The sequence below is a fragment of the Streptomyces sp. NPDC012888 genome (genome assembly GCF_042900645.1).
Classification (GTDB): Bacteria; Actinomycetota; Actinomycetes; order Streptomycetales; family Streptomycetaceae; genus Streptomyces.
This window is the reverse complement of record NZ_JBIBBM010000005.1, coordinates 346,096-363,819: the sequence shown is the minus strand read 5'-3', so window position 1 is coordinate 363,819 and position 17,724 is coordinate 346,096. Positions and strand designations below refer to the sequence as shown.

Genomic DNA, 17,724 nt, shown 5'->3' with positions numbered 1-17,724 from the left:
GCCCGGCCGGCCGGCGCGCGGGCCCCGGGTCAGCGCCGCCGCAGCGCCGTGGCCAGCTGCGCCCGGGAGCGCACGTCGAGCTTCTGGTAGATCCGGGTCAGCCGCGCTTCCACCGTCTTGACGCTCAGGAAGAGCTTGGCCGCCGCCTCCTGGTTGCTGGCACCGGAGCTGACCAGCAGCGCCAGCCGGGTCTCGGCCTCCGTGAGCAGACCCGGTCCGTCCTCCACCGCCGCCTGGGCCGCCCCCGCCGGCAGGTCCCGGGCCAGTTCCGCCCAGGGCTTCGCGCCGGCCCGGGTGAACACCTCGGCCGCCTGCCCCAGGGCCGTACGGGCCGGGGCCCGCCGACGCCGGCGGCGTTCGACCCGGGCCAGCGCCAGCAGCGTCCGCCCCCGTTCGAGCGGCAGGCCCAGGACGGCGAACCGGTCCGAGGTGGCCCGGAGCAGGTCGACCGCCGCGTCGGCGTCTCCGGTGGCGGACAGCAGCAGGCCCCGGGCCCGGTCCAGCGCTGCGACCACCCCGGAGCGGCCGAGGTCGCGCGCGGCGGCGCGCACCTCGTCGATCAGCGTCTCGGCGGCGTCGTGCGCGTCCGCGGCCACCAGGGCCTCGGCCAGGTCGCCGTGCCAGCGCAGGATCGACGGGTCGGCCACCCGCTGGGCGGCTTCCAGTTCGGCCACCCGGCGGAGGGTGGCCAGGGCCTTGCCGGTCTCGCCCGTGGCGAGTTCGACCAGGCCCAGGGCGTGCAGGCTGCGGGAGAGGAAGACCTGGTCGCGTTCCTCCTCGGAGGCGCGGACGCCGCGCCGGGCGTAGCCGGCGGCGCGGGCGAAGCTGCCGCCCATGGCCTCGGCGGTGGCGGCGAGGTACCAGGCGGGGCCGGGTGACAGGCCGGCGTCGATGGTGAGGTCGAGGGCGCGCCGGGCGCGGGCGGATCCGGCGGCGCAGCGGCCGCGGCGGAGTTCGACTTCGGTGAGGCTCCGCAGCACCTCGAAGACGTCCTCGGCGGAGCCGGTGCGTTCGACGGCGGGGAGCAGGGCGAGGGCCTGGGTGTGGGCGTCGGTGAGCCGGTCGTCGAACAGGGCGTGGCGGACGGCGAGGTACTGGGGGGCGTTGCGCATGCCCAGGGGTATCTCGGGGGCGGGCAGGGCCAGCGCCTCGGCCAGGATCTCCTCGGCCCGGGGGTCGCCCAGGATGCGCCCCATCCGGGCCCGCACGGTGAGGGCCATGGCTTCGGCGACGGGGTCGCCGCCGGCCGCGGCGAGGGCCCCGGCTTCGGCGGCGGCGTCGCGGGAGCGCACCGGGTCGCCGTCGCTGAGGTTGAGCTTCCAGGCGACCCGCAGCTGGACGGCGGCCTGGAGGGCGGGGTCGCCGGCGGCGTCGTGCGCGGCGTGCGCGAAGGTCTCGTCGAGGTCGGCGAGGGCCTGACCGGCGGCGTCGATGACCGCGAGCCGGGCCCGTACCCGGTCCCGGGGCGTGGCGTCGCGGGCGAGGACGGCCCGGGCGGCGCGGCGGGCGAGGTCGGCGCGGCCGGACCAGCCGGCGTCCTCGGCGGCCGCGACGAGCCGGGCGGTGCCGTCGGCGGGCCGGTCCAGGGGGGTGCGTTCGGCCGCGAGGAGGCCGAGCTCGGCGGCGAGGTCGCGGCGGCCGCGGCGGCGGCAGGCGGCGGCCGCGTCGGATATCTCGCGGGCGAGGGCCTCGTCGGGGGTGTCCACGGCCAGCGCCCGGTGCCGTACGGCGTGGACGGGGTCGTCCACGGCTCCGGCCAGGGCGGCGTGGCCGGCGGCGCGTTCGGCCCAGCCGGCGTCGGCGGCGAGTACGGCGGGCAGGGCGCCGGCGGTGAACGTCACGGTGCCGTCGTCGCCGACGGTGACCACCGCGGCCCGCTCCGCGTCGGCGAGGTCGGCTTCGGCGTCGGGGCGGCCCGCCCGGCGCAGCAGGGCGGTGGTGGGGCGTTCGGCGAGGGCGGCCAGCAGCAGGGTGGGCCGGGTGTGTCCGGGGGCTTCGGCGAGCAGCCGCCGGGCGACGTCGCGGGCCTGGCCGCGCACGGGCAGGCTGTCGGCGTGGTGGGCGGCGCCTTCGCGGGCGTCGGCGAGGGAGTGGCCGAGGGCGAGGGCGAGCCGGGGGTTGCCGCCGCTGGCCTGGTGGATGCGGCCGGCGAGCCGGGCGGGCAAGCCGTGCCGGACGAGGAGTTCGGCGAGTTCGTCGGCGCCGAGCGGGGGGACCCGGACGGCCGGGGCGCCGGGTCCGCAGAGGGACTCGGCGGCGGGGGCCGCGCCCTGGACGCGTTCGGCGGCGAGCAGACGTACCTCGGGCGGGGTCAGGCGGAGGGCGAAGCGCAGCAGGTCGGCGCTCTCCGGGTCGAGCCACTGGGCGTTGTCGAGGACGACGAGTACGGGTTCGGTGGTGGCGAGGGCGCGCAGGACCTCGACGAGCGCGAGGCGGAGGGCGACGTGGTCACGGCCGGCGCGGGGGGCGTCCGCCTCCCGGCGCAGCAGGGCGACGGCCGTGCGCTGGGGTCCGGCCAGGCCTTCCACGACCCGGCAGGGGACGAGGGCGAGCAGCGCAGCGGCGCCGGCCTCGGGCAGCAACCGGTCGCAGGCCTCGGGGGCGAGCCGGAGGACGGTCTCGCCGCGGGACTCGGCGGCGGCCGCGACGGCCGTGGCCAGCGCGGTCTTGCCGGCGCCGGCCGGTCCGGTGAGGACGGCCCGGCCGTGCGTGGTCAGCGCGCGGTCGACCGCCTCGATCAGTTCGCCGTGTCCGACGGTCGCGTCAGCGTTCCCCGTCGCCGCCACGCACAGCCACCAGCCTCTCGCACCCGTACCTGTGCCTCACCTGTGAGCGCGAGGATACGAGGACTGTCGCGCGGCGGACCCCGATTGTGACGCATGAATCAGCGGCGGGGCACGGAAAGACCCGCGGGCCTGCCGGTATGGGACGTATCGGCTGGCCCGCGGGCGGAGTTGGTCCGGACTTCTCGGTCGGTTGGTCCGGACCTTTGTGGGGGGTGGCGGTTCGGTGCGACTAGAAGCCGAGGCTCCAGGAGTCGATGTAGCCGGTGTCGGCGGCGGCGACGTCCTGGACGCGCAGCTGCCAGGTGCCGTTGGCCGGCCAGGCGGAGGCGTCGACGGTGTACGTGGTGATCACGTTGTCGGCGCTGTCGCCCGAGGAGTTCTGCAGCCGCTTGACGGCACCGTTCGGGCCGACCAGGTCGATGACCAGGTCACCGCGGTAGCTGTGCTTGATGTCCACGTTCACCTTGAGGGCGGCCGGGGCGTTGCCGGTGCGGCCGGAGACGGTGATCGAGGAGGAGACGGCGCCGCCGTTGTCCGGGATGGCGACGTCGGTGGCGTTCGCGTAGGGCGCGGGGACCGGGCCGGAGGTGACGGCGTCGATCGTCTTGGCCGCGTCGGCGAGACCGGCGCCGCAGCCGCCGGTGCAGGTGCCGGCCAGCGGGCGGGCGTTGGCCTTGATCGCGGACTCGATCTGGGCCGGGGTCAGCGCGGAGTTCGCGGACTTCATCAGCGCGGCGAGACCGGCGACGTGCGGGGCGGCCATGCTGGTGCCCTGGTAGGGCTTGTAGTTCTCCGCGGCCGGGACGCTGGTGCCGGCGTTCAGGGTGGAGAGGATGCCGTTCTCGGGGGTGGTGACGGTGCCGGGCGTGTCGGTGGCGCGGCGGGTCTCACCGCCCGGGGCGGCGATGTCGATGATCGCACCGTAGTTGGAGTAGTAGGAGCGGTCACCGGTGCGGTTGCTCGCCGCGACGTTGATGACGTTGTTGCAGCTGGCCGGGGAGAAGCCGGCGGCGTCGGCGTTGCTGTTGCCGGCGGCGACCACGACGGTGGTGCCGCGGCCCACGGCCGCGTTGATGGCGTTCTGGTAGCTGGTGCCGCAGGTGCCCGAGCCGCCGAGGCTCATGTTGATGACCTTGGCGGGGGTGGGGTTGGCCGGGACGCCCGGGACGGAGCCGCCGGAGGCCCAGGTGATGGCGTCGACGATGTCCGAGGTGGCGCCGCCGCACTTGCCGAGCACGCGCACGGGCTGGATCTTGGCGCCGTACGAGATGCCGGCGATGCCCTTGGCGTTGTTGGTGGAGGCGCCGATGGTGCCGGCCACGTGGGTGCCGTGCCAGGACGAGGTGGAGGCCTTGGAGCCGGTGCCGCACTCGCCGGCGGCGCTCCAGTCGCCCTCGTCGGCCGGGTTGGCGTCGCGGCCGTTGCCGTCGCGGGCGGCGCTGGAGCTGGTGATGAAGTCGTAGCCGGAGACCACGTTGGAGGCGAGGTCGGAGTGCGCGACGTAGCCGGTGTCGAGGACCGCGACGGTGACGCCGGAGCCGGTGGTCTTGTCCCAGGCCGCCGGAACGTTCATGCCGGCGGTGGCCTCGAAGAGGTCCCACTGCTTGGCGTAGTCGGTGTCGTTCGGGGTGGCCAGCGCGTAGGCGCGGGAGTCGGGCTCGACGTAGGCCACGTCCGGGTCGGCGCGGAACTGCGCCATGACGTCGGCCGCTTCGGCCGGCGCCAGGGCGCCGCCGAGGTCGACGAGGGCGGCGCCGGTGCCGAGGCGGCGCTCGAACGCCACGCTCTCGCCGGCCTTCTTGCCCTTGGCCTTGGCGTCGTCCGCGGCCGCGGTGTTGGAGCTGGCCTCGGAGGCGGACGACTTGTAGCCGACGATCAGGTTCTCGACCGGGGCGGTCGGCTGGGCGGCGACCGCGGCCGGGGCGGCCTGCGGGGCCTGGCCGGGGAGGGCGGCCGGGTTGCCGAGCGCGAGCGCGGAGGTGGCGGTGCCGCCGAGCAGGGCGGCCGAGACGGCCACCACGGATATCAGCCTTCGCTTGGGTGCGTGCACGTGTGTGTTCCCCTTCGCGGCGGACTCCGGACGGACCGGAGCAGCCGGTTGGTGCGGTGTGGGAGGTGTACCGGCGATACGTCGCCGTGACCGCCCCACCTGTGGGGGAGGCGGGGCGGTCACGGCGGCCGGGAAGTGATCGCCGGTGGGCAGACAGTAGGCAAACCCGGAATGAACGCGATACGGGGAAAACCCTTGTCCGGCCCCTGCGTCCACCCCTCGGACCTGGTCGGGAAGGCATCAGAGTCCCCTCAACTGTCCTAGTTGCACAGAGGAGTTGACGATCATGGAGGCCGCAGCGCCCGCCGTGAGGAGTTCACATGGACGACACACGTGTCCGCAATGCGGACACTTTCCCCGGCGGCGCTGTCATCATGGCCGGCATGACGGTGGACGAGCTCGACACCCGGATCCTGCGGCTGCTGATCGAACGGCCGCGCACCAGCGTGCGCGAGTACGCCCGGCTGCTGGGCGTCGCGCGCGGCACCCTCCAGGCCCGCCTGGACCGGCTGGAGCGGACCGGGGTGATCACGGGGACGGGCCCCGCCCTCTCCCCCGCGGCACTCGGGCACCCGGTGCTCGCCTTCGTGCACATCGAGGTGACCCAGGGCCGGCTGGACGAGGTCGGGGACGCGCTGGCCGGTGTACCGGAGATCATCGAGGCGTTCTCGATCACCGGCGGCGGCGATCTGCTGACCCGGGTGGCGGCCCGCGACAACGCACACCTGGAGGACGTGATCCAGCAGCTCATCCGGCTGCCCGGGGTGGTGCGGACCCGGACCGAGGTGGCCCTGCGCGAGCGGGTGCCGCACCGGCTGCTGCCGCTCGTGGAGTCGGTGGGGCGGTCCGTCCGTAAACCCTGACAGGATGGGGGCGACACCCGCACGACCGGCAGAACGGGCAGAACGGATGATCTCCGTCATATTCGATCTCGACGGCACCCTCGTCGACAGCGAGCCGAACTACTACGAGTCGGGGCGCCGCACCCTTGAGCGGCACGGGGTGGTGGGCTTCACCTGGGAGCAGCACGCCGAGTTCATCGGGATCGGCACCCTGGAGACGCTGGAGATCCTGCGGGGGCGGTACGGGATCGGGGCGCCGGTGGAACAGCTGCTGGCGGAGCAGAACGCGGCGTATCTGGAGCTCGCACGGGCGCGCACGGAGGCCTATCCGGAGATGCGGCGGTTCGTGGAGCGGCTGCACGCGGAGGGCGTGCCGATGGCGGTGGCCTCGGGCTCCTCCCTGGAGGCGATCGACGCGGTGCTGGCGGGCACCGGCCTGGACGCCATGCTGACCACCGTGGTCTCGGCCGAGGAGGTGCCGCACGGCAAGCCCGCCCCGGACGTCTTCCTGGAGGCCGCCCGCCGGCTGGGCGCCGAGCCGGGCGAGTGCGTGGTGATGGAGGACGCAGCCCCGGGCGCCCGGGCCGCGCACGCGGCGGGCATGAGCTGCCTGGCCGTCCCGCACGCGGGGGCCTCCGCCTGGGACCCGGCCTTCGCCACCGCGGGCCTGCTCTTCCCCGCCGGGCAGGAGGACTTCACCGCCGAAGCGGCCTGGGACTGGCTGACGGCGCTGCGCGCGGCCTGAGCCCGCCGCCCGGGAAGATCTCCCGGCCCGCCCCGGTTGGTAGAACCGTGAACGAATTCGAGCGGGACGTGGACGTCGTCGTGGTCGGCGCCGGGCAGGCCGGCCTGTCGAGCGCCTACCACCTGGGGCGTGCGGGCCTGGGCCACGTGGTGCTGGACCGTGCGCCGCGGCCCGGCGGGGCCTGGCAGTTCCGGTGGCCCACGCTGACCTACGGCCGGGTGCACGGGATGCACGCGCTGCCGGGCATGGAGCTCACCGGGGCGGACCCCGCCCGGCCCTCGTCCGAGGTGATCGGCGAGTACTTCGACGCGTACGAGCGGACCTTCGGCCTGGACGTCCGCCGGCCGGTGGCGGTGACGGCGGTGCGCGAGGGCGAGGGCGGCCGGCTGCTGGTCGAGTCCTCGGCCGGGAACTGGTCGGCGCGGGCCCTGATCAACGCCACCGGCACCTGGGACCGGCCCTTCTGGCCCCGCTACCCGGGGCAGGAGACCTTCCGGGGACGGCAGTTGCACACCTCGGGCTATCCGGGGCCGGCGGCGTTCGCCGGGGCGAGGGTGGTCGTGGTGGGCGGCGGGACCAGCGGGGTGCAGCACCTGCTGGAGATCGCCCCGGTGGCGGCGGAGACGGTCTGGGTGACCAGGCGTCCGCCCGAGTTCCGCGAGGGGCCGTTCGGGGAGGACGAGCGACGGGCCGCGGTGGCGCGGGTCGACGAACGGGTCCGGCAGGGGCTGCCGCCGCAGAGCGTGGTCCGGGTGACCGGGCTCCCGATGACCGGGGCCGTCCGGGCGGGACTGGAGTCGGGGGTGCTGGCCAGGCGCCCGATGTTCGACCGGATCACCCCGACCGGCGTGGCCTGGGCGGACGGCGGCTCCGTGGACGCCGACGTGATCCTGTGGGCCACGGGCTTCCGGGCGGCGATCGACCATCTGGCCCCGCTGCGGCTGCGCGAGCCGGGCGGCGGGATACGCGTCGAGGGCACCCGCGCGGTGCGCGACCCCCGGCTGCACCTCGTCGGGTACGGGCCCTCGGCCAGCACGATCGGCGCCAACCGCGCCGGCCGCGCCGCGGTACGGGACCTCCGCCGGCTCCTCGCCACGCCCCCGCCCGCGGAGCGCGTCCCGGCAGCCGCCCCGGCCACGGCGTAGCGGCCGGGCCGGGGGTCAGGCGGCGCGGGCGGCCGCGCGGTGGCGGTTGAACTCGGCCACGTGCCTCTTGTGTTCCTCGTAGGTCGCCGAGAAACGGGTGTCCCCCGGTTTCACGGTGACGAAGAAGAGCCAGTCGCCGGGGGTCGGGGCGACCGCGGCGGCCATGGCGTGCAGGCCGGCCCCGGCGATGGGCGTGGGCGGCAGGCCCTGGCGGACGTAGGTGTTGAAGGGGCTGTCGATCCGGATGTCGGCGAGGGTGGTGTCCACGGTGCTGCGGTCGAGGGCGTAGTTGATGGTGGAGTCCATCTGCAGCGGCATCGAGCGGGCCAGCCGGTTGTGGACCACGCGCGCCACCTTGCCCATGTCCGCGGGGGTCGCCGCCTCGGCCTGGACGATGCTGGCGAGGGTGGCGGTCTGGTACGGCGTCATGCCGTGGGTGCGGCCGCCGTCGGCCACGGCGCGGGTGGCGAGCTTCTCCCCGGCGGTCCTGACCATGGCGGTGAGCAGGTCGGCCGCTGTGGTCTTCGAGGTCACCGGGTACGTGGCGGGGAAGAGGTAGCCCTCGGGGTTGCCCTTCGCCTCGGCCGGGAGGGCGAGGGGGGCGGACGCCGCGGCCGCCTTCGCGGTGCCGGGCGGCACCTTGAGTTCGCGGTCGATGGCGGCGTAGACCTGGGAGGCCCGCCAGCCCTCCGGGATCACCAGGAGGCGTGCCCTCTCCGGCTGGGGCTCCGGCAGCAGGGAGGGCACCAGGAGCGCCGCGACGGTCGCGAGGAGCAGGCCGATGAGGACGGTCAGCCGGCCGCGGCGGGTGAGCCGGGTGCGGCCTCGGGGCTTCCGGTTCTCGGGACGCATGAGGGCACGCTAGCGCCACGAGGTACCCATATCGGGACATTGCACCGGCATGTCAGTCATACGATCACACTTCAAGGGGCGATGGGTGCCAGCTCGGCATCCCGCCGGACCAGGGCCGCGTACCGTCCTTCGGCTGCCAGCAGTTCCTCGTGGGTGCCGCGTTCGGCCACCCTGCCGCCGTCCAGCACCACGATCTGGTCGGCGTCGCGCACGGTGGACAGGCGGTGCGCGATGGTGATGGTGGTGCGGCCGGCGGAGAGGGCGTCGATGGCCTGTTGCACGGCGTGCTCCGTGCGGGTGTCGAGGGCGCTGGTCGCCTCGTCCAGGATCAGCACGGGCGGGTCGCGCAGGATGGTCCGGGCGATGGCGAGCCGCTGCTTCTCGCCGCCGGAGAAGCGGTAGCCCCGTTCGCCGACCACGGTGTCGTAGCCCTCGGGGAGGGAGGCGATGTGGTCGTGGATCTGGGCGGCGCGGGCCGCTTCCTCGATCTCCTCGTCGGTGGCCTCGGGCTTGGCGAAGCGGAGGTTCTCGGCGACGGAGGCGTGGAAGAGGTAGGTCTCCTGGGAGACCACGCCGATCGAGCGTGCCAGCGAGTCGAAGTCCAGGTCGCGTACGTCGATGCCGTCGAGGGTGACCCGGCCGGCCGTGACGTCGTAGAGCCGGGGAACCAGGTAGCTGAGCGTGCTCTTGCCCGAGCCGGTGGGGCCGACGACCGCGAGGGAGCCTCCGGCCGGCACGGTGATGTCGATGCCGGAGAGGGTGCCGGCTCCGGCTCCCGCCGCGCGGGGCTCGTAGGAGAAGTCGACCGCCTCCAGCCGGATCTCCCCCTTGGCCCGGTCCAGCCGCACGGGGTCGGGCCGCTCGGTGATGTCCACCGGCAGGTCGAGGTACTCGAAGATGCGGGCGAACAGCGCCAGCGAGGTCTGGATCTGCACCCCGGTGGACAGCAGGCTGACGGCGGGGCGGAACAGGCCCTGCTGGAGGGTGACGAAGGCGACCAGGGTGCCGACGGACAGCGAGGGCGAGCCCCACTGGAGGGCGAGGCCGGCGGCCCAGTAGATCAGGGCGGGCATGGCGGCCATGACAATGCCGATGGTGGACATCCGCCAGCGTCCGGCCATGCTGGAGCGGACCTCCAGCCCGACGAGCCGTTCGGACTCCTCGGCGAAGGAGCGGGTGAGCGAGTCGGAGCGGCCCATCGTCCGGCCCAGCAGGATGCCGCTGACGGACAGCGACTCGGTGACGGTGGCCGCCATGGCCGCCATCTGCTTCTGCCGCTGCGTGGTGATCCTCTTGCGTTCCCGGCCGACCCGGCGGCTGATCCACACGAAGACCGGCAGCAGGAGCAGGGAGACCACGGTCAGCCGCCAGTCCAGCGCGAGCATGGCGACGACGGTCGCGATGACCGCGGTGAGGTTGGAGACCAGCGAGGTCGCGGTGGACGTGACCGTGGCCTGCATGCCGCCGATGTCGTTGGCGATGCGGGACTGCACCTCGCCGGTCCTGGTCCGGGTGAAGAAGGCGAGCGGCATCCGCTGCAGCCGCGCGTAGACGGCGGTGCGCAGGTCGTGCATGACGCGCTGGCCCACGGTGGTGGAGATGAGGGTCTGGAGGACGCCGAAGACGCTGGTGACCACGGCGATGAGGATCATGCCGAGGGCGAGCAGGCTGAGCAGTCCGGTCCGGCCCTGCGGGATCGCGGTGTCGAGTATTTCCCTGAGCAGGAAGGGCGAGGCCACTCCCACCAGGGAGGAGGCGCAGACCAGCAGGCCGACCACGGCGAGCCGGGCGCGGTAGGGGTGGAAGAGGCGCACGATGCGCCGCAGCTCGCGCGGCTGCTCGGCGGGCTCGGGGCGGGTGGGGTCGAGGGGACGCTTCGAGGGCGTCCAGTCGGGTTCCTCCGGGTGCATGGGCTCCCTCTGAAGGTAGGGGCTGAAGGCTGAGGGCACGGGCTGACGGTTCGGGCCACTGTGTCCAGTGGAGCATAGCTCATTGTTACCTATACTCACAATGAACGTGGTCCTGATATCGTTCCCGGCATGAGCACCGCTTCCGACACCGACCGCCTCCTCGCCGAGCAGTTGCTCCGTCTGACCCGCCGGCTCCACCGCATCCAGAAGCGGCACATGGAGCCCGTCGGAATCACCCCGGCCCAGAGCCGGCTGCTGCGCGTGGTGGCGCACTACGAGCCGGAGCGGCCGCCGCGGATGGCGGACCTCGCCGCCCGTCTGGAAGTGGTCCCGCGGGCGGTGACCACCCTGGTGGACGGGCTGGAGGCCGCGGACTGCGTCCGCCGGGTGCCCGACCCCGCCAACCGGCGGGTCACCCGCATCGAGCTCACCGACACGGGACGCGCCACGCTGAGGCGGCTGAGGAACGCGCGCACGGACGCCGCGGAGGAGATCCTGGCCCCACTGACCCCGGAGCAGCGCGAGGTGCTCGGCGGTCTGCTGAGTGCCCTGTCGGACGTCCCCCCGGAGCCCGGCTGCTGACGGAACGAGGTGTGGCGCATGCCGCTGCTGGAGCCGGACCCGGGAGCGCTGCGCCCCCTCTCCCCAGGCGGCCCCGCACCCGACCGGGTCCCGGACCACCGTGCGGCGGGCACGCCCGGGCCGCTCCGCTCGGAACTGACGGCGCTGCTCGGCGCCGACAAGGTGCTGTGGAGGGTGTCCGACCTGGTCCGGTACGCCTCCGACGCCTCCCCCTACCGCTTCGTTCCCCAGGTGGTCGTGGTCGCCGAGGACCTCGACGACGTCTCGGCGGTCCTCTCCTACGCCCGCGGCAGGCGGCGGGAGGTCGTCTTCCGGGCGGCCGGCACCTCCCTCGGCGGGCAGGCGCAGGGCGAGGACATCCTCGTGGACGTACGCCGGCACTGGGCCGGCGTCGAGGTCCTGGACGGGGGCCGCCGGGCCCGGATCCGCCCGGGCACCACCGTCGCCCGGGCCAACGCGGCGCTCGCCCGGCACGGCCGGGTGCTCGGCCCCGACCCGGCCAGCGCCGTCGCCTGCACCCTGGGGGGCGTCGTCGCCAACAACGCCTCGGGGATGACGGCCGGCACCACCCGCAACTCCTACCGCACCCTGTCCTCCCTCACGTTCGTGCTGCCCGGCGGCACCGTGGTGGACACCGCCGACCCGCTCGCCGACGAGGAGCTCCTGCGCGCCGAACCGGCGCTGTGCCGCGCGCTGCTGGCCGTCAAGGCGGAGATCGAGTCCGACCCCGAGCTGGTGGCCCGGATCCGCGCCAAGCACCGGATCAAGAACACCAACGGCTACCGGCTGGACGCCTACCTCGACGGCGGGACCCCGGTGGAGATCCTGCGCGGGCTGATGGTCGGGTCCCAGGGCACGCTCGGCTTCATCGCGGAGACGGTGTTCGACACCCTGCCGCTGGACCGCCTGCCCAGCACAGCCCTGCTCTTCTTCCCCTGCCTGCCCGCCGCGGCCGCCGCCGTGCCGCTGTTCAACGAGGCCGGGGCGCTCGCCGTGGAGCTGATGGACGGCAACACCCTGCGGGCCTCGGTGGCCGTGGCCGGGGTGCCGCAGGACTGGGCGGACCTGCCCCGGGACACCACCGCGCTGCTCGTCGAGTTCCGCGCCCCCGACGAGGCCGGCCGGGCGGAGTACGAGCGGCGCGCCGCCGGGGTGCTGGGCCGGCTGGACCTCGTGGCGCCGGTGCCCTCCGTCACCAACGCCTTCACCCGGGACCCCGCCGCCATCTCGGGGTACTGGAGGGCCCGCAAGGCGTTCGTCACCGCCGTCGGCGGCGCCCGCTCCGCCGGCACCACCCTGATCACCGAGGACTTCGCGGTGCCCCCGGACCGGCTCGCCGAGGCCTGCGCGGCCCTGCTGGAGCTCCAGGCCGAGCACGGTTTCGACGCCGCGGTCGCCGGCCACGCCGCCCACGGCAACCTGCACTTCCTCCTGGCGTTCGATGCGGCGCGGCCCGCCGACGTCGCCCGCTACGCCGCCTTCATGGACGCCTTCTGCCGGCTCGTCGTGGAGCGCTTCGACGGCTCCCTGAAGGCCGAGCACGCCACCGGCCGCAACGTCGCTCCCTTCCTGGAACTCGAATGGGGGCCCCGCGCCACCGAACTGATGTGGCGCACCAAACGGATCGTCGACCCGGGCGGGGTGCTCGCGCCGCGCGTGGTCCTGGACCGCGACCCGCGGGCCCACCTGCGCGGGCTGAAGACCGTCCCGCGGATCGAGCCGGTCGCCGACCCGTGCATCGAGTGCGGCTTCTGCGAACCCGTGTGCCCCAGCGCGGACCTGACCACCACTCCGCGCCAGCGGATCCTGCTGCGCCGCGAGATGGTGCGGCAGGAGCCGGGTTCGGCGGTGCTCGAAGGCCTGCTGGACTCCTACGGCCACGACGCCGTCGACACCTGCGCGGCCGACTCGGGCTGCGCGCTGGCCTGCCCGGTCGGCATCGACACGGGCGCGTTGATGAGGGAGTTCCGGCACCGCCGGCACGGCCCGCTGGAGGAACGGACCGCGGAGCTGGCGGCCCGCGGGTTCGCCCCGGTGGAGCGGGCCGCCCGGCTGGCGGTCGCCGCCGCGCACCGCATCACCGGCCTGACCGGGGACCGGCCGCTGCGCGCCCTGACCCGCGCCGCGCGCAGGGCGGTCCGTCCGGACCTGGTGCCCGAATGGCTGCCGCAGATCCCCGGCGCGGCCGCACGGCGGCTGCCGGTCACCCGGCGTGCGGGAGCGGCGGCCGTGTACTACCCGGCCTGCGTGAACCGGGTCTTCGCCGGACCGGACGGATGGACGGGCCCCTCGCTGCCGGAGGCGGTGGTGGCCGTCTCGGCGCGGGCCGGCAGACCCGTGTGGATCCCGCGCGACACGGCCGGCACCTGCTGCGCGACCATCTGGCACTCGAAGGGGTACGAGGCCGGCAACCGGCTGATGGCCAACCGGATCGTGGAGGCCGCCTGGGGCTGGACGGCCGGGGGCCGCATCCCGCTGGTGGTGGACGCCTCCTCGTGCGCGCTCGGCATGGCGCACGAGGTGGTCCCCCACCTGACCGCCGCGAACCGGGAGTTGCACGCCGCGCTGACCGTGCTGGACGCGGTGGTGTGGGCGGCCGAGGAGCTGCTGCCGCGGCTGGAGGTGTTCCGTACGGTCGGCTCGGCGGTGCTGCACCCCACCTGCTCGATGCTGCGGATGGGCACGGCCGACCGGTTCGCCGCCCTCGCCTCGGCCTGTGCCGAGGAGGTGGTCGTCCCGGCCGACGCTGGCTGCTGCGCGTTCGCCGGGGACCGGGGGCTGCTGCACCCGGAACTGACCGCCTCGGCCACCGCCCGGGAGGCGGCCGAGGTACGCGCGCGGGAGTTCGACGTCCACCTGTCGGCGAACCGGATGTGCGAGGTGGGCATGGACCGGGCGACCGGCCGCCGCTACCGCTCGGTGCTGCTGGAACTGGAGCGCGCCACCCGCCCCTGACGCGGGGGCGACCGGAAGGCCTGGCCGGAAACGGTCGGTGAGCGCGGAAAACCCGTTGCCCGGGGCTGGTCCGGAAGGCGAACCTTGCACGGTTTGAAGCACTCACCGAGTCATGGGGCGTCATGCAGATCAGCGACCTTCCGTATCCGGACCCCGGGGTACCGGACACGCGTTCCGGCCCCAGGTTCCTGCTGTGGCTCGGACGGAACCAGCTGGCCGGTCAGGTCAGAAGCCTGTGCTGGGGGTTGCTGCACTTCTGCGGCATCGCGGGGCTGCCGTTCGCGGTGGGGCTGGGCGTCGAGGCCGTGGTGGACCGCGACGGCACCGGGCTGCTGCTGGTGGGCGGCCTGCTGCTGGTCATCGGCACCGCCATCGCCCTCGGTGACACGATGCTGCACCGCACCGCCGTCACGAACTGGATCACCGCGGCCGCCCGGGTGCAGCAGCTGCTCGCCCGGAAGACCGCGGAACTGGGCGCGGCTCTGACCCGGCGGGTGGCCGCCGGCGAGGTCGTGGCCGTGTCCACCGGTGACGTGGAGAAGATCGGCTGGTTCGTGGAGGCCGTGTCCCGGTTCCTCGCCGCGGCCTTCGCGGTGCTGGCGATCTGCGTCGGGCTGCTGGTGTACACCCCCGCGCTAGGCCTGGTCGTCGCCGTCGGGGTGCCGGTACTGGCGCTGGCCGTGCTGCCGCTGCTCCCCCGGGCCACCAAACGCGCCGACGTGCAGCGCGAGATGGCCGGCAAGGCCACCGAGCTGGCCTCCGACACCGTCGCCGGCCTGCGGGTGCTGCGCGGCATCGGCGGCGAGGAACTGTTCCTGGGCCGCTACCGGGAGGCCTCCCAGGAGGTCCGCAGGGCCGCGGTGCGCAGCGCCCGGATGTGGGCCCTGATCTCGGCCGTCCAGGTGCTGTTGCCGGGACTCCTGATGGTGGTCGTGGTCTGGTACGGGGCCGCGCTGGTGCTGGACGGGCGCATCGCGGTGGGCGAACTGGTCGCCGTGTTCAGCGCGGTCGCCACCATGCTGTACCCGCTGCGGCACTTCGAGGAGATCGCGATGGCGTACTCCTTCTCCCGTCCCTCGGCCAAGCGGGCGGCGCGGGTGCTGTCGCTGTCCCGGACCGGGTCCGGTCCGGACGGTCGGGACGGGACCGGGCCGGAGGGCGCCGGGCCGGAGGGCGCCGACGAGGCCGCTGCCGCCGGTGGCGACCTGTACGACCCGCGGACCGGACTGCTCGCCCCGGCCGGCCGGTTCACCGCCGTGGTGTGCGGGGACCCGGACCTGGCGGGCCGGCTCGCCGAGCGGTTGGGCGGCCATCCCGCGGAGGACGCGGGGGGCGGCCCCTCGGTGCTGCTGGGCGGGGTGGCGCTGGACGGGCTCCCGCTGGAGACCGCGCGGACGCTGGTGCTCGTTCAGGACAAGGACCCGGTGCTGCTGTCGGGGACCCTGCGCGAGCTGCTGGACGTACCGGCCTCGCGGGCCGTGACGGCCGCGGCGGCGCTGGCGGCGGCCCAGTGCGGGGACGTGCTGGAGGCCCTGCTCCAGTCGGCCCCGGACGGGGTGGACGACGCGATGGACGCCCGCATCACCGAGCGGGGGCGGTCGCTGTCGGGCGGCCAGCGGCAGCGCCTGGCGCTGGCCCGCTCGCTGGTCACGGACCCCGGGGTGCTGGTCCTGGACGAGCCGACCTCGGCGGTCGACTCGCACACCGAGGCGCGGATCGCCGACGGTCTGGCCCGGCTGCGGGCCGGCCGCACCACGGTGGTGCTGTCCGCCTCGCCGCTGCTGCTGGACCGGGCCGACCGGGTGGTGCTGGTCCACGACGGCACCGTGGCGGCGACCGGCACGCACCGCGAACTGCTGCGTGACGAGCCGCGGTACCGGGCGGTCGTCACCCGGGAGACCGACGAGGAACAGCGGATCGCCCGCCTGGAAGAAGAACTCACGGAAATCGAGGAGTCCGCATGATCGGGGTGGCCGCGCCGGAGCACGACCCGGCGGCCCCGGAGACCGCCGCCACGCTGCCGGTGGGTTCGTCCGCGACGGTGCGGGGGTACGTGGGAGGGCTGTTGCGGCGGCACCGCCGTGCCTTCGTACTGCTCGTGACCGTCAACGCCGTGGCGGTGGTGGCCTCCATGGTGGGGCCGACGCTGCTGGGCCGGGTGGTGGACGACCTCGCCGCGGGCGCCCGGGAGCTGCACCTGTGGCGCACGGGGCTGTTGTTCGCGGCGGCCCTGGTGGTGCAGACGGTGTTCGTGCGGCTGGTCAGGCTGCGCGGGGCGATGCTGGGCGAGCAGATGCTGGCCGACCTGCGCGAGGACTTCCTGGTGCGGTCGGTGGGTCTGCCGCCGGGGGTGCTGGAGCGCGCCGGGACCGGCGACCTGCTGTCGCGGATCACCACCGACGTGGACCGGCTGGCCAACGCGATGCGGGAGGCCGTGCCCCAGCTGTGCGTCGGCGTGGTGTGGGCGGGCCTGCTGTTCGGCGCGCTCGCGGTGACGGCTCCGCCACTGGCGCTGGCGGCGCTGGTCGCCCTGCCCGTGCTGGTGATCGGCTGCCGCTGGTACTTCCGGCGGGCTCCGTCGGCGTACCGCTCGGAGGCCGCCGGTTACGCGGCGGTCGCGGCGGCGCTCACCGAGACGGTGGACGCGGGCCGCACCGTCGAGGCGCACCGGCTGGGGCACCGCCGGATCGCCCTGTCCGAGCAGCGGATCAAGGAGTGGACGGCCTGGGAGCGGTACACGCTGTTCCTCCGGTCGGTGTTGTTCCCGGTGCTGAACGTCACCTTCGTGACGATCCTCGGGTCGGTGCTGCTGATCGGCGGCTGGTGCGTGCTCCAGGGCTGGCTGACGGTGGGCCAGCTGACCACGGGGGCGCTGCTGGCGCAGATGATGGTCGACCCGATCGGGATCATCCTGCGCTGGTACGACGAGCTGCAGATCGCCCAGGTGTCGCTGGCCCGGCTGGTGGGCGTGCGGGAGATCGAACCGGACGCCGGTGACGCGGCGGTCTCGCCGGACGGCCGGGACGTGCGGGCGCAGGAGGTCCGGTTCGGCTACCGGGAGGGCGTGGACGTGCTGCACCGGGTGTCGATGGCGGTGCCGCCGGGTACGCGGATGGCCCTGGTGGGGCCGTCCGGTGCGGGGAAGTCCACGCTCGGGCGGCTGCTCGCGGGGGTCTACGCCCCGCGGGCCGGCGAGGTCACCCTGGGCGGTGCGCGGCTGTCGGAGATGACGGCCGAGCGGGTGCGCGAGCACGTGGCCCTGGTCAACCAGGAGCACCACGTGTTCGTGGGCTCGCTGCGGGACAACCTGCGGCTGGCCCGGACGGGCGCCGGTGACACGGAGCTGTGGGCGGCGCTCAGCGCGGTGGACGCGGACGGCTGGGCCCGGGCTCTGGAGAACGGCCTGGACACGGAGGTCGGTTCGGGCGGTACGGCGCTGACCCCGGCGCAGGCCCAGCAGATCGCGCTGGCCCGGCTGGTCCTGGCGGACCCGCACACGCTGGTGCTCGACGAGGCGACCTCGCTGCTGGACCCGCGGGCCGCGCGCAACCTGGAGCGGTCGCTGGCCCGGGTGCTGGACGGCCGCACGGTCATCGCGATCGCGCACCGGCTGCACACCGCGCACGACGCGGACGTGATCGCGGTGGTCGAGAACGGCCGCATCAGCGAGCTGGGGAGCCATGACGAACTGGTCGCGGCGGACGGCGCGTACGCGGCGCTCTGGCGGTCCTGGCACGGCTGAGCCGTCGTCGGCCGGCGGCCGTGGGGGGCCCGGGGCCCCCCCCGGGCCCCGGCCCCCGCCCGGCCCGGGGGGGGGGGGGTGGGCGGGGCCGGGGGGGCGCTGGACCAGAACCGGC

At 74.8% G+C, this 17,724-nt stretch carries 11 protein-coding genes; 7 read left to right on the top strand and 4 right to left on the bottom strand.

Annotation, left to right across the window (positions count from 1 at the left end; all coding sequences use genetic code 11):
- Positions 1-29: 29 nt before the first annotated feature.
- A complete protein-coding gene (locus ACFY61_RS11670; protein ID WP_389470143.1) occupies positions 30-2,786 on the bottom strand; it encodes an AAA family ATPase in 2,757 nt (918 codons plus the stop codon).
- A 229-nt stretch (positions 2,787-3,015) separates the two neighbouring features.
- Positions 3,016-4,836: a S8 family serine peptidase gene (locus ACFY61_RS11665; protein ID WP_389470141.1), complete on the bottom strand. Its 1,821-nt coding sequence runs from the start codon at positions 4,834-4,836 to the stop codon at positions 3,016-3,018.
- 383 nt (positions 4,837-5,219) lie between these two features.
- Between ACFY61_RS11665 and ACFY61_RS11660 the strand changes: the two genes are divergently transcribed.
- From ACFY61_RS11660 to ACFY61_RS11650, 3 genes are read left to right on the top strand one after another with little or no spacing between them, the layout of a single operon-like run.
- The gene (locus tag ACFY61_RS11660; RefSeq protein WP_389470429.1) at positions 5,220-5,699 is read left to right on the top strand and encodes an Lrp/AsnC family transcriptional regulator; all 480 of its coding nucleotides are present in this window, start codon (positions 5,220-5,222) and stop codon (positions 5,697-5,699) included.
- A 46-nt stretch (positions 5,700-5,745) separates the two neighbouring features.
- A complete protein-coding gene (locus ACFY61_RS11655; RefSeq protein WP_389470138.1) occupies positions 5,746-6,423 on the top strand; it encodes an HAD family hydrolase in 678 nt (225 codons plus the stop codon).
- A 47-nt stretch (positions 6,424-6,470) separates the two neighbouring features.
- Positions 6,471-7,568, top strand: a complete 1,098-nt coding sequence (locus tag ACFY61_RS11650) for an FAD-dependent oxidoreductase (protein ID WP_389470136.1) — start codon at positions 6,471-6,473, stop codon at positions 7,566-7,568.
- 15 nt (positions 7,569-7,583) lie between these two features.
- On the opposite strand, the gene mltG is transcribed toward ACFY61_RS11650, so the two are convergent.
- Together mltG and ACFY61_RS11640 are read right to left on the bottom strand one after the other, a co-directional pair.
- The gene (gene mltG, locus ACFY61_RS11645; RefSeq protein WP_389470133.1) at positions 7,584-8,420 is read right to left on the bottom strand and encodes an endolytic transglycosylase MltG; all 837 of its coding nucleotides are present in this window, start codon (positions 8,418-8,420) and stop codon (positions 7,584-7,586) included.
- A gap of 71 nt (positions 8,421-8,491) precedes the next feature.
- Positions 8,492-10,330, bottom strand: coding sequence for an ABC transporter ATP-binding protein (locus ACFY61_RS11640; protein ID WP_389470131.1), 1,839 nt, complete (start codon positions 10,328-10,330; stop codon positions 8,492-8,494).
- A gap of 129 nt (positions 10,331-10,459) precedes the next feature.
- Here ACFY61_RS11640 and ACFY61_RS11635 point away from each other — a divergent pair, with 129 nt between their 5' ends.
- The 4 genes from ACFY61_RS11635 (at position 10,460) to ACFY61_RS11620 (ending at position 17,609) form a co-directional block, all read left to right on the top strand.
- Entirely contained in the window at positions 10,460-10,912 is a 453-nt protein-coding gene (locus tag ACFY61_RS11635; RefSeq protein WP_389470130.1) for a MarR family winged helix-turn-helix transcriptional regulator, read from the top strand.
- An 18-nt stretch (positions 10,913-10,930) separates the two neighbouring features.
- Entirely contained in the window at positions 10,931-13,867 is a 2,937-nt protein-coding gene (locus ACFY61_RS11630) for an FAD-binding and (Fe-S)-binding domain-containing protein (protein ID WP_389470127.1), read from the top strand.
- Between the two features lie 122 nt (positions 13,868-13,989).
- A complete protein-coding gene (locus tag ACFY61_RS11625) occupies positions 13,990-15,831 on the top strand; it encodes an ABC transporter transmembrane domain-containing protein (RefSeq protein WP_389470125.1) in 1,842 nt (613 codons plus the stop codon).
- The gene (locus tag ACFY61_RS11620; RefSeq protein WP_389470123.1) at positions 15,828-17,609 is read left to right on the top strand and encodes an ABC transporter ATP-binding protein; all 1,782 of its coding nucleotides are present in this window, start codon (positions 15,828-15,830) and stop codon (positions 17,607-17,609) included. The genes ACFY61_RS11625 and ACFY61_RS11620 overlap by 4 nt, the downstream gene beginning before the upstream one ends.
- The last annotated feature ends 115 nt before the right edge of the window (positions 17,610-17,724 follow it).

Excerpts from the sequence above, each read along its gene's own strand:
- ACFY61_RS11640 (WP_389470131.1), bottom strand. The coding sequence starts at position 10,330 with ATGCACCCGGAGGAACCCGACTGGACGCCCTCGAAGCGTCCCCTCGAC.
- ACFY61_RS11635 (WP_389470130.1), top strand. The coding sequence starts at position 10,460 with ATGAGCACCGCTTCCGACACCGACCGCCTCCTCGCCGAGCAGTTGCTC.
- mltG (WP_389470133.1), bottom strand. The coding sequence starts at position 8,420 with ATGCGTCCCGAGAACCGGAAGCCCCGAGGCCGCACCCGGCTCACCCGC.
- ACFY61_RS11625 (WP_389470125.1), top strand. The coding sequence starts at position 13,990 with ATGCAGATCAGCGACCTTCCGTATCCGGACCCCGGGGTACCGGACACG.
- ACFY61_RS11655 (WP_389470138.1), top strand. The coding sequence starts at position 5,746 with ATGATCTCCGTCATATTCGATCTCGACGGCACCCTCGTCGACAGCGAG.
- ACFY61_RS11630 (WP_389470127.1), top strand. The coding sequence starts at position 10,931 with ATGCCGCTGCTGGAGCCGGACCCGGGAGCGCTGCGCCCCCTCTCCCCA.
- ACFY61_RS11620 (WP_389470123.1), top strand. The coding sequence starts at position 15,828 with ATGATCGGGGTGGCCGCGCCGGAGCACGACCCGGCGGCCCCGGAGACC.
- ACFY61_RS11660 (WP_389470429.1), top strand. The coding sequence starts at position 5,220 with ATGACGGTGGACGAGCTCGACACCCGGATCCTGCGGCTGCTGATCGAA.